Raw genomic sequence first — 10,615 nt, 5'->3', positions numbered from 1 at the left:
CCCCCGCCCCCGGCGACGTTCCGCCACCGCGCGCCAGCGTTCCCACCGCCGCCCCGCCGCCGGCCGCCAGCGCCGCCGCCGCCCCTGGCCCTGGCCCCGGCGCCGTGAGCGATGCCCGGGAAGGCGTGGGCGCGCCCGTGGGCACCGCCCCCCCGCCCGCGCGTCAGCCGGCTTCGGCGCCCCCTTCCGTGTTCGGCGCCTCTCCGGGCGGCGGCACCGTGCCCGGGGTGGAACAGCGCCTGCGCGAGGCGCCGCCGCCCGAGGCCCTGCCGGCCAGCACCGCCTCCCAGGAACTCTACACCCTGTCGTTTTCGTGGGACCGCCCCACCGCCGCCGCCGCCTTCCGCCGCGCCGGCTACATGTGGGTGGTGTTCGACCGCTACCAGCAAGCCGACATCCGGGCCTTGCGGGTCACCGGCGGCGACGCGGTCAAATTCGTGGAACAGATCGACGCCGGCCCCGGAGTCACGGCCGTGCGCCTGATCGTCGATCCCGCCTTCAACCCCAGTTTCCGCCGCGAGGGCCTGTTGTGGATCATGGATCTGCAACGCCAGCCCCTGCGCCCGCGCACCCCCATCCAGGTCACGCCGCAACCGCGCTCGCCGGTGGGACCGCGCTTGTACCTGCCGGTCAGCGAAGGCGGCAACGTCGTGCAGTTCCAGGACCCCGAGGTCGGCGATCCGCTGATCGTCGTCCCTGTCCTGCCGCTCGGCGCCGGCATCTATCCCGCCCTGGCCTTCCCCGACGCGACCTTGCCGGTCACCGCCCAGGGCGTGCTGATCGAGCCGGTCAACGAAGGCGTCAAGGTCACCTCCAGCCGCCAGGGCATCGAGATCACCGCCGAGGGCGGCCTTCGCCTGTCGCGCGACACCCAAAGCCTGCAGGCCCTTTCGGGCGGAGCCGGCGGCGGCGCCATTTTCGACATCCCGCGCTGGCGCGGCAATCCCGACGAACCCTTCACCAGCCGCCGCGACGCCATGATGGAAGCGGTCTCGCTCTCGCCCGACAGCCGGCGCAACGAAGCCCGCCTGGAGCTGGCCCGTTTCATGTTCGCGAATGGCTACGCCGCCGAAACCCTGGGCATCTTGCGCACCATTTCCCTGTCGGGCGATGCCTCGTTTGAAAACCGCCCCGCGTTCCGGGCCCTGCGCGGCGCCAGCGAATTCCTGATGGGGCGCTACCCGGAAGCCGTGGAAGACCTCGCGCATCCGTCCCTGGCCGACGTCGACGAAGCCGCCTTCTGGCGCGCCGCCGCCCAGGCCCGCCTGGGCAATCCCGAGGTGCAGGCCGCCACCTTGGACGCCACGTCATCGGTGCTGGGCGAGTATCCCGACAGCCTGAAGGTACCCTTGGCCCTGGTCGCGGCCGAAAGCGCCATCGCCGCCGCCAACGACCTGTCGGCGCACAACTTCCTGGAAGCGGCCACCGTGCCGTCCAACACCATGCACCAGGAAGCCCAGCTGGCCTACCTGGACGGCATGCTGCAAGAAACCCGGGGCGCCTTTGATGCCGCGCTTGATGCCTATCACAAGGCGGAGGATCTCCATTCGCCCAAGTGGTCGCCCTTTGCCCAGCGTCGCCGCCTGGAACTGGAACGCCAGCTTGACCGCATCACGGTGCCCGATCTGATCAACGGCCTGGAACACCTGCGCTTTTCGTGGCGCGGCGATGATTTCGAGTTCTCGATCCTGCGCCGCCTGGCCGATCTCCACCAGGAAAACCGCGATCCCGGCGCCGCCTTGCGCATGCTGAAAATGGCGGCCACCTATTTCCCCGACCGTCCGGAAACGGCCGAAATCACCGACCAGATGTCCCGCCTGTTCGAGGATCTGTACCTGAAGGGCGGCGCCGATGCCCTGTCGCCGATCACCGCCATTGCCCTGTACGACGAATTCCGCGAGCTGACCCCGGCCGGCGACAAGGGCGACGAGATGATCCGCCGCCTGGCCGACCGCCTGGTCAAGGTGGATCTGCTGGAACAGGCCGCCGCCTTGCTTGATCGCCAGGTGCAAACCCGCCTCAAGACCCCGGGCGAGGAACGCGCCCGCGTCGGCGCGCGGCTGGCCCTGGTGCGGCTGCTCAACAACCAGCCCGATCAGGCCCTCAACACCTTGAACGCCACCGACGGCGGCACCCTCCCCGACGCCCTGGCCGCGCAGCGCCTGCACCTGGGGGCGCGCGCCCTCGCCGACCTGGGCAAGCCCAACGACGCCATCGCCCGCCTTGAGGGCGACAACAGCCGCGATGCCCTGAAACTGCGGGCCGAAATCTACTGGAAGGCCCAGAACTGGCCCGAGGCCGCCCGCGCCATCAGCCGCCTGGTCCCCCCGCCCGAGCGTGGCCAGACCCTTTCCGAGGAAGACGCGTCGCGCGTGCTCGACTGGGCCACCGCGCTGACCCTGGCCTCCGACGAGCCGCAGGCCGCCTTGCTGCGCCGGCGCTATCTGGACGGGCTCAAGGGAACGTCGGTTCACGATGCCTTCGACCTGATCACCAGCCCCGGCGAACGCGGCCTGGCCGACTACCGGTCGATCAACGAAAAGGTGGCCCAGGCGGACAATTTCCGGTCCTTCCTGGCCAGCTACCGGGAGCGACTGAAGAACGAATCCCTGAGCTCCCTCAACTAAGGACCTTGTTTTCCCCGGGATGGCGGAGGAAACCCGAACCAGTCTCGTTCCCTGGCTTCGTCTTGCCACCCCGGCGGTCAAACAACAGGCGGCGGACCCGGGCCGGAACACAACCGTCGGGCAGTTGTCTTGAGGTTGACGCCGGGCCTATAGTCTCTCGCTTGCCGCCACGCCCCAGGACCGACCCGGCACAAGGAGAACGGCCGTGACAAAGGCGATCGCGCTGGGCACCGGTCTATACGCATTATGGCTGCTTCTTTCCGGCTATTGGGACGATCCCCTGCTGGTCGGCTTGGGCGCCTTGTCCGCGATTGCCGTTGCCGCCCTGGCCGCCCGGCTTCACCTCATCGACGACGAAGGCGTGCCCCTGGGCCGCCTGCCCCGGATCCTCGCCTATCTGCCCTGGCTCGCCTGGCAGGTGGTCCTGGCCAATCTTGCCGTGGCCCGCGCCATCCTGGCCGGTCCCCGCGCGATCTCGCCCACCTTGGCCGTGGTGCCCTGCTCCCAGAAAACCGACTTCGGGCGCATGCTCTACGCCAACTCCATTACCCTGACCCCGGGCACCATTTCCGTGGACGTGGGCCCCGACGCCATCTTGGTCCACGCCCTGGAAGCCGGGGGCATCGACGACCTGGAAGCCGGCGCCATGGACCGCCGGGTGCGCGCCGTGGAGGGCCCGTGATGTTCATCGCCGCCGCCGCCGCCATCCTGGTGGGCATGGCCCTGGCCCTGGTCCGCGCCGCCCTCGGGCCGTCGGTCTACGACCGCATTCTGGCCGTCAACATGATGGGCACCAAAACGGTCTTGCTGATCGGCGTCCTGGGCTTCCTGACCGGCCGGCCGGATTTCCTGGATATCGCGATGGTTTATGCCCTGCTCAATTTCGTGGGCACGCTTGCCGTCTTGAAATTCCACGCCTACGGCTCGCTGGCCGGGCCCCGGTCCGACGCCGACGACCCACCCTCCTCCTGACCCGATGCGGGCGGGGGGTCCCCGGGGATCGCCTTGCCCTCCTGTTTTTCCGAGGCCTTCCATGGATCTTGTCACCCAGACAGCCAGCTGGCTTGCCCTGATGGGCGGAGGCGCCTTCCTCATTCTTGGCGCCATCGGTGTCTTGCGCATGCCCGACCTCTACACCCGCATGCACGCGGCAAGCCTGGTGGACACCATGGGCGCGGGCCTGATCACCCTGGGCCTGATGATCCAGGCCGGGCCCACCCTGGTCGCCGTGAAGCTGGGCATCATCTTTGTGTTCTTGTGCCTGACCGGGCCCATTTCCACCCATGCCCTGGCCGGCGCCGCCATGATGAGGGGCGAGCCCCCGCGTCTGACCCACGACCGGGCCCGGGGCAAATTCCCCGGCCCCCTGGGGCAAACCTCCCCCCTGCCCCCCGACCTGCTGGGACACGATTCATGATCGGCTCGATCCTCACGGAACACCTGATCGATATCGGCCTGCTCGCGTTCCTGGCCGCCACCGGCCTCATGATGCTGCACCAGCGCTCGCTGTTCGCCGTGGTCATGCTCTCGGGCATTTTCAGCCTGCTTTCCGCCGGCCTGTTCACCTTGATGGACGCCGTCGACGTGGCCTTCACCGAGGCTTCGGTGGGGGCGGGCATTTCGACCGTGCTGTTCCTGGGCACTCTCGCCCTGACCGGCGCGCGGGAAAAACGCCGCACCATCTGGGATCTGCCCGCGCTGGCCACCGTTGTCGTGTTCGGGGCGCTGCTGATGTGGGGAACGCTGGATCTCCCCCATTACGGCGACCCCACCGCCCCCATTCACCATCACGTGGCCGACCGCTACATCGAGGAGAGCGGCACCGAGGTCGGACCGCCCAACATTGTCACCAGCGTGCTGGCCAGCTATCGCGGCTTCGACACCTTGGGCGAGACCACCGTGATTTTCACGGCCGGCCTCTCGGTGGTGGTGCTGCTGGCCCGGCGCCGGCGCCCGGCCGCCCGTCCGCCCCGTGATGCTTCTCCCGACGCCGGAGCCTCCTGATGCAAAACCGTCCCATCGCGCGCATCGGCGCCAAGATCCTCACGCCGCCCTTGATGCTGTTCGCCTTGTACGTCCAGTTCCATGGCGACCTCGGCCCGGGCGGCGGCTTCCAGGCCGGGGTCATTTTCGCGGTTGGCTTCATCCTGTACGCGCTGCTTTTCGGCCTGGAGCGCGCCCGGCGCGCCGTTCCCCCGGGCCTTTTGCTGCCTCTCGCCGCCCTGGGCGTGCTGATCTACGCCGGCACCGGCGTGGCCGGGCTGCTTCTGGGCGGATCGTACCTGGATTACAACGTGCTGGCCCACGAGCCCCACCACGGCCAGCATCTGGGGATTTTCCTGGTGGAACTGGGGGTGGGCCTGACGGTTTCGTCGATCATGACCACCTTGTTCTTCTGCTTCGCGGGACGCGGCCGATGACCTGGGAAACAGCAGGCGGACTCTATAACTACTGGATCTTCATCCTTTTGATGATGATCGGCTTTTACACCGTGATTGCCCGGGGCAACCTGATCAAGAAACTGGTGGGCCTCAACATCTTTCAGACCTCCGTTTTCATGCTTTATATTTCCATGGGCGTGGTGGATGGCGGCACCGCGCCCATCTTGAGCGACCGCTTCACCGTGTACACGAATCCCCTGCCCAGCGTTTTGATCCTGACCGCCATCGTGGTCGGCATCGCGACCACCGCCTTGGGCCTGGCCTTGGTGGTGCGCATCCGCGAGGCCTACGGCACCATCGAGGAAGACGAGCTGCTGGCCCTGGATCACGAGGATTTCCCCGCCGGCCGGACCTCCGCCGGAGACACCCCATGACCCTGCTCGCCCATCTCCCCCCCCTTCAGATGGTTTTGCCGCTGATGGCCGGCCCCGTGTGCCTGCTGCTGGGGCGCCCGCGCCTGTGCGCCGTGTGGGCCCTGGCCGTGGCCGGCGCCTGTCTGGCCATCGCGCTCACCTTGCTGGGCCAGATTCTCGATACCGGCGTGATTTCCTATCACGTCGGCGGCTGGGAACCGCCCTGGGGGATCGAGCTGCGCCTGGACGCCCTGTCCGGCCTGATGCTCTCCTTGGTGTCGGCCATCGCCGTGGTGGTCTTGCTGTACGCCCCGGCCAGCGTGCGCCACGAAATCCCGGCCGACCGCCAGGGCCTGTTCTATACCCTGTTCTTGCTCAACCTCGCCGGCCTCCTGGGCATGTGCACCACCGGCGACGCCTTCAACCTGTTTGTTTTCCTGGAAATCTCCAGCCTGTCCACCTACACGCTGGTTTCCCTCGGGCGCGGGCGCTCGGCCTTGCGCGCCGCCTACGTTTACCTGGTCCTGGGCACCGTTGGCGCCACGTTCTACGTCATCGGCCTTGGCCTTTTGTACATGATCACCGGCACCCTCAACATGGTCGACCTGGCCCAGCACCTGGTCAACGCCGACAACCCCCGAACCTTGCTGGTCGGGGCCGGGTTCGTGGTGGTGGGCCTGTCGATCAAGCTGGCCTTGTTCCCGCTGCACAAGTGGCTGCCCGGGGCCTACACCCACGCCCCCAGCGTGGTGTCCGCCTTCATGGCCGCGACCGGCACCAAGGTGGCCTTGTATGTGTTGCTGCGCCTTGCCTTCACCGTTCTGGCCCCCTCGTTTTCCGCCCTGCACCTGCCCCACCCGGTCACGGTGGAAGGCATGGCCCTGATTTTGGGCCTCACGGGCATGATCTCGGCGTCGGTGTCCGCCTTCTTGCAAACCGACCTCAAGCGCATGCTGGCCTATTCCTCGGTGGCCCAGATCGGGCTCATGGTCGCGGGCGCCGCCTTGCTCACGCCGACCAGCGTCACCGGCTCCCTGGTTCACCTGATCAACCACGCCGTTTTGAAGGCCACCGTGTTCCTGGCCCTGGGCGGCGTGCTGATGCGCCTGGGCTCGGTCCGGCTGGAGGATCTGGCCGGGGCCGGGCGCCGCTTGCCCCTGACCATGGGCGCCTTCCTGCTGGGCGCGCTGTCCCTGGTCGGCATTCCCGGCACCGCCGGCTTCATCGGCAAGTGGACCTTGCTGCTGGCCGCCTTGGAACAAGACCGCTGGGGGGTGGCCGTGCTCATCGGCGCCGGCTCGCTGCTCACGCTCGCCTACGTGTGGCGGGTGGTTGAAGTCGCCTGGCTGCGGCCCGCCCCGGCCCAGGCCGCGCGCGTGCCCGAGATACCCCTTTCCATGCTGGTGCCGCTCGGGGTCGTTGGCGTCGCCAACCTCGTGTTCGGGGTTTACACCGCCCCGACCCTGGGCCTCGCCCGGGCCGCCAGTACCGCCCTTCTGGGGGGAGCCACCCCATGAGCGTCCTTGCCTGGATCGTCGCGACCCCTCTTCTGGGCGCCGTCCTCATCGCCCTGGCCCGCCGGCCGTTTACCCGCGATCTCACCTTGCTCCTGATCGCGCTGGCCACCCTGGCCCAGGTTCTGCCCCTGATCAGCCCGGTGCTGGCGGGCGAGCGCCCGGCCGTGACCCTGGCCACGGTCATGCCGGGCATCGACATCACCTTGAGCGTCGAACCCCTGGGGCTGATCTTCGCCCTGGTCGCGTCCATCTTGTGGGTGGTGGCCAGCCTTTATGCCATTGGCTATGTCCGCGCCAACGCCCTGCCCGCCCCCAAGCGCTTCCATGCCTGCTTCGCGCTGGCCATTGGCGCCGCCCTGGGCGTGGCCCTGGCCGACAACCTGTTCACCTTGTTTTTGTTCTACGAAACCCTGACCTTGACCACCTATCCCCTGGTCACCCATGGCGGCTCGCCCGAGGCGGTGCGGGCCGGGCGGGTGTACCTGGGAATTCTGCTTTCCACCTCGATCGGCCTGTTCCTGCTGGGCATCGTATGGGTGTTCAGCCTGACCGGACGCCTGGATTTCGTGCCCGGTGGCCTGCTCAATGGCGTGATCGAGGGCCCGGCGCTGGCCGTGCTCCTGGGCTTGTTCGTGTTTGGCATCGGCAAGGCCGCCTTGATGCCCGTGCACCGCTGGCTGCCCGCCGCCATGGTCGCGCCGGCCCCGGTTTCGGCGTTGCTCCATGCCGTGGCCGTGGTCAAGGCCGGTGTCTTCACCGTGCTCAAGGTCATTGTCTACACCTTCGGCCCCGACCTTCTGGCCAACACCCCCGCCGCCCACTGGCTGATGTACGTGGCCGGGTTCTCGGTGATCGCCGCCTCGCTGATTGCCTGGCGCCAGGATAACCTGAAGGCCCGGCTGGCCTATTCCACCATCAGCCAGCTGGCCTACATCGTGTTGGGCGCCTCCTTGTTCGTGCCGGCGGCCCTGACCGGCGCCGCCGTCCATCTCGTGGCCCATGCCTTCGCCAAGATCACCTTGTTCTTCGCCGCCGGGGCCATCACCACCGCCACCGGCATGACCCGGGTCAGCCAGATGAACGGCCTGGGCCGGCGCCTGCCCTGGACCATGGCCTTCTTCAGCATCGCCGCGCTTTCCATGATCGGGGTGCCGCCCACGGCGGGCTTCGTGTCCAAATGGCTGCTGCTGGGCGGGGCCTTCGACGCCCAGGCCTGGGTCGCGGTGGGGGTTTTGATTCTCTCCACCGTGCTCAACGCCGCCTATTTCCTGCCCATCGTTCATGCCGCCTGGTTCCGCCCGCCCTCCGCCGACCCCCCCGACGATGACTCGCACGAAGCCCACGGCGCGCACGCCCACGGCGCGGTGTCGCGCACGGGCGAGGCGCCTTTCTTGCTGCTGCTGGCCATGGGGCTCAGCACCCTGGGGGTGGGAGCGCTGTTCGTGTGGCCTGATCTGCCGGTCGCGCTCGCGCGCAGCCTGCCGTGATGGAGGTGTTGATGTCCGCGCCCTCTTCTCCCTGGTTGACCCGCCCTGAAACCATCCGCCGCTTGTGGATCGTGGGGCTTGCCACCCTCGCCGTGACGGTGCTGGTCGAACCGTTCGTCGAGCACCATCCTGCGTTCGCGTTCGAAGGCTGGTTTGCCTTCCCGGCCTGGTTCGGCTTCCTGGCCTGCGTCGTCCTGATCGCGGTGTCGAAGGTCATGGGCCTCTTCTTGAAGCGCAAGGACACGTACTATGACGATTGAGTCCCTGCCGCCGGGCCTGATCTTGATCGTGGGCGGGCTCCTGCTCCCCTTGATCCCCGCGCGCGTGCGCCCGGTCGTGCTGCTGGGCCTGCCCTTGCTGACCCTGGCCGCCCTGTGGCGCCTGCCCGACGGGGCTGTCCTTACCCTTTCCTTCCTTGACCTCAGCCTGGTGCCGGTCAAGGCCGACGCGGTGTCGCGCCTGTTTGGCACCGTCTTTACCCTCATGAGCTTCGCGGGCGGGCTGTTCGCCTTGAAGCAGCCGCGCGTGCTGGAGCTTTCCGCCGCCCTGGTCTACGCCGGATCGGCGGTCGGATGCGCGTTCGCCGGTGATTTCCTCAGTCTGTTCGTGTTCTGGGAACTCATGGCCCTGGCCTCGACCCTGGTCATCTGGTCGTCCGACCAGCCGGGCGCGGCGCGGGCCGGGTTGCGCTATGTGTTGATGCACCTGCTGGGGGGCGCGGTGCTGATGGCCGGCCTGGTCGGGCATGTGGCCGCGAGCGGATCGCTGGCCGTGGCCTCGCTTGATCCCGGCACGCTGCCCGGCCTTTTGATCCTGGGCGGCCTGCTGCTCAACGCGGGCGCGCCGCCCTTCTCGGCGTGGCTGCCCGATGCCTACCCGGAAGCCTCGTATTCCGGCTCGGTCTTCCTGTCCGCCTTCACCACCAAGACCGCCGTTCTCGTGCTGTTCAAAACCTTCGCCGGCACCGAGGCCCTGATCTGGATCGGGCTTTTCATGGTGTTTTACGGCATCTTGTACGCGCTGCTCGAAAACGACATGCGGCGCATCTTGTCGTATTCGATCATCAATCAGGTTGGGTTCATGGTGTGCGGCATTGGCATTGGCACGCCGCTTGCCCTGAACGGCGCCGCCGCCCATGCCTTCGCGCACATTTTGTACAAGGCCCTGCTGATGATGAGCGCGGGGTCGGTGTTGCTGATGACCGGCGGCCGGCGCAAGTGCACCGATCTGGGGGGCCTTTTCCATTCCATGCCGCTGACCACCGTGTGCGGGACCATCGGCGCCCTGGCCATCTCGGCCTTTCCGCTCACCAGTGGCTTTGTCTCCAAGTCGATGATCGGGGCCGGCGCGGCCGACCAGGGCATGGCCTGGGTCTGGCTGGCCCTGGAAGCCGCCAGCGCCGGCGTTTTCCTGCATGCCGGCATCAAGTTCCCGTGGTTCGTGTTCTTCAACCGCGACCAGGGCCTGCGCCCGGCTGATCCGCCCTGGCCGATGCAAGGCGCCATGATTTTCCTCGCCACCTTGTGCGTGGCGATCGGCGTGTGGCCGCAGCCCTTGTATGCCCTGCTCCCCTTCCCCGTTTCCTACGTGCCCTATACCGGCTCGCACGTGGTCGCCCAGCTTCAGTTGCTGCTGTTCGCCGGGCTCGCCTTCTTTGTGCTGCTGCCCCAGTTGCAGCGCACCAGGACCCTGAGCCTGGATTTCGACTGGTTCTACCGCCGGCCCCTGGTGCGCCTGGCCCAGGGCACGCTGGCGCTGGGCCGCGTGATGAGCGAAACCGTGGGCGCCCCGGGTCTCGCGCGCGCCAAAAACGTCGCCCACCGCCTGGGCCTGCTACACGGCCCCTTGGGCCTCCTGGGCCGGCCCTGGCCCACCAGCCTGGCCGTGACCGTGGTCCTGGTCCTTCTGGGCGCGGCCCTGCTGATCGCCTACATCCACCAGGGCCCCGCCCCGTAAACGCTGCCGGAGGAGACACAAGAGCTTTTGGCGTGTCCCCTCCGGCGCTCTTTCTTGACAGGAATGGTTTTTGTAGCTACAAAAACAGATGACAACCTGGGACAAGGCCAAGCAGGCCAGGACACTTGCTGAACGAGGCCTTGATTTCGCCGATGCCCCACAGGTTTTCGCGGGACCGCACGTCACCCGGCTTGATGACCGCTTCCCCTATGGCGAGACTCGTTATACCAACGG

At 67.8% G+C, this 10,615-nt stretch carries 12 protein-coding genes; all 12 read left to right on the top strand.

Translation table 11 applies throughout. The features are described from left to right. Positions 1–2,627 (top strand): tetratricopeptide repeat protein (locus ROR02_RS14915; RefSeq protein ID WP_246135574.1); only part of this gene is annotated, 2,627 nt, incomplete at its 5' end. Between the two features lie 205 nt (positions 2,628–2,832). Beyond that, positions 2,833–3,309 (top strand): Na+/H+ antiporter subunit E, encoded by a 477-nt coding sequence (locus ROR02_RS14910; protein WP_147164841.1) that lies wholly within the window; start codon positions 2,833–2,835, stop codon positions 3,307–3,309. Continuing rightward, positions 3,309–3,599 (top strand): monovalent cation/H+ antiporter complex subunit F, encoded by a 291-nt coding sequence (locus tag ROR02_RS14905; RefSeq protein WP_147164840.1) that lies wholly within the window; start codon positions 3,309–3,311, stop codon positions 3,597–3,599. The genes ROR02_RS14910 and ROR02_RS14905 overlap by 1 nt, the downstream gene beginning before the upstream one ends. A gap of 61 nt (positions 3,600–3,660) precedes the next feature. Beyond that, a complete protein-coding gene (mnhG, locus tag ROR02_RS14900) occupies positions 3,661–4,044 on the top strand; it encodes a monovalent cation/H(+) antiporter subunit G (RefSeq protein ID WP_147164839.1) in 384 nt (127 codons plus the stop codon). Beyond that, the gene (locus tag ROR02_RS14895) at positions 4,041–4,631 is read left to right on the top strand and encodes a DUF4040 domain-containing protein (RefSeq protein ID WP_147164838.1); all 591 of its coding nucleotides are present in this window, start codon (positions 4,041–4,043) and stop codon (positions 4,629–4,631) included. The genes mnhG and ROR02_RS14895 overlap by 4 nt, the downstream gene beginning before the upstream one ends. Then, positions 4,631–5,047 (top strand): Na(+)/H(+) antiporter subunit B, encoded by a 417-nt coding sequence (locus ROR02_RS14890; protein ID WP_147164837.1) that lies wholly within the window; start codon positions 4,631–4,633, stop codon positions 5,045–5,047. The genes ROR02_RS14895 and ROR02_RS14890 overlap by 1 nt, the downstream gene beginning before the upstream one ends. Further along, the gene (locus tag ROR02_RS14885; RefSeq protein WP_147164836.1) at positions 5,044–5,442 is read left to right on the top strand and encodes a cation:proton antiporter subunit C; all 399 of its coding nucleotides are present in this window, start codon (positions 5,044–5,046) and stop codon (positions 5,440–5,442) included. The genes ROR02_RS14890 and ROR02_RS14885 overlap by 4 nt, the downstream gene beginning before the upstream one ends. Continuing rightward, entirely contained in the window at positions 5,439–6,938 is a 1,500-nt protein-coding gene (locus ROR02_RS14880; RefSeq protein WP_147164835.1) for a monovalent cation/H+ antiporter subunit D family protein, read from the top strand. Before ROR02_RS14885 ends, ROR02_RS14880 begins: the two co-directional genes overlap by 4 nt. Continuing rightward, positions 6,935–8,425 (top strand): proton-conducting transporter transmembrane domain-containing protein, encoded by a 1,491-nt coding sequence (locus ROR02_RS14875; protein ID WP_147164834.1) that lies wholly within the window; start codon positions 6,935–6,937, stop codon positions 8,423–8,425. Before ROR02_RS14880 ends, ROR02_RS14875 begins: the two co-directional genes overlap by 4 nt. Before the next feature lie 11 nt (positions 8,426–8,436). Next, positions 8,437–8,685, top strand: a complete 249-nt coding sequence (locus ROR02_RS14870) for a hypothetical protein (protein WP_147164833.1) — start codon at positions 8,437–8,439, stop codon at positions 8,683–8,685. Next, complete coding sequence (locus ROR02_RS14865; protein ID WP_147164832.1) at positions 8,675–10,381, top strand: Na(+)/H(+) antiporter subunit D; 1,707 nt, start codon at positions 8,675–8,677, stop codon at positions 10,379–10,381. Before ROR02_RS14870 ends, ROR02_RS14865 begins: the two co-directional genes overlap by 11 nt. A gap of 88 nt (positions 10,382–10,469) precedes the next feature. Then, a partial coding sequence (locus ROR02_RS17595; RefSeq protein ID WP_147164831.1) for a BrnT family toxin occupies positions 10,470–10,615 on the top strand: 146 nt, incomplete at its 3' end.

The sequence above is a fragment of the Pararhodospirillum oryzae genome, from assembly GCF_007992075.1.
In the GTDB taxonomy this organism is placed as follows: Bacteria; Pseudomonadota; Alphaproteobacteria; order Rhodospirillales; family Rhodospirillaceae; genus Pararhodospirillum; species Pararhodospirillum oryzae.
The sequence above is the reverse complement of the archived record's forward strand: the minus strand, read 5'-3'. Positions and strand labels throughout refer to the sequence as shown.

Coding starts and splice junctions, on each gene's coding strand:
- ROR02_RS14905 (WP_147164840.1), top strand. CDS start 3,309: ATGTTCATCGCCGCCGCCGCCGCCATCCTGGTGGGCATGGCCCTGGCC.
- mnhG (WP_147164839.1), top strand. CDS start 3,661: ATGGATCTTGTCACCCAGACAGCCAGCTGGCTTGCCCTGATGGGCGGA.
- ROR02_RS14895 (WP_147164838.1), top strand. CDS start 4,041: ATGATCGGCTCGATCCTCACGGAACACCTGATCGATATCGGCCTGCTC.
- ROR02_RS14890 (WP_147164837.1), top strand. CDS start 4,631: ATGCAAAACCGTCCCATCGCGCGCATCGGCGCCAAGATCCTCACGCCG.
- ROR02_RS14885 (WP_147164836.1), top strand. CDS start 5,044: ATGACCTGGGAAACAGCAGGCGGACTCTATAACTACTGGATCTTCATC.
- ROR02_RS14880 (WP_147164835.1), top strand. CDS start 5,439: ATGACCCTGCTCGCCCATCTCCCCCCCCTTCAGATGGTTTTGCCGCTG.
- ROR02_RS14875 (WP_147164834.1), top strand. CDS start 6,935: ATGAGCGTCCTTGCCTGGATCGTCGCGACCCCTCTTCTGGGCGCCGTC.
- ROR02_RS14870 (WP_147164833.1), top strand. CDS start 8,437: ATGTCCGCGCCCTCTTCTCCCTGGTTGACCCGCCCTGAAACCATCCGC.
- ROR02_RS14865 (WP_147164832.1), top strand. CDS start 8,675: ATGACGATTGAGTCCCTGCCGCCGGGCCTGATCTTGATCGTGGGCGGG.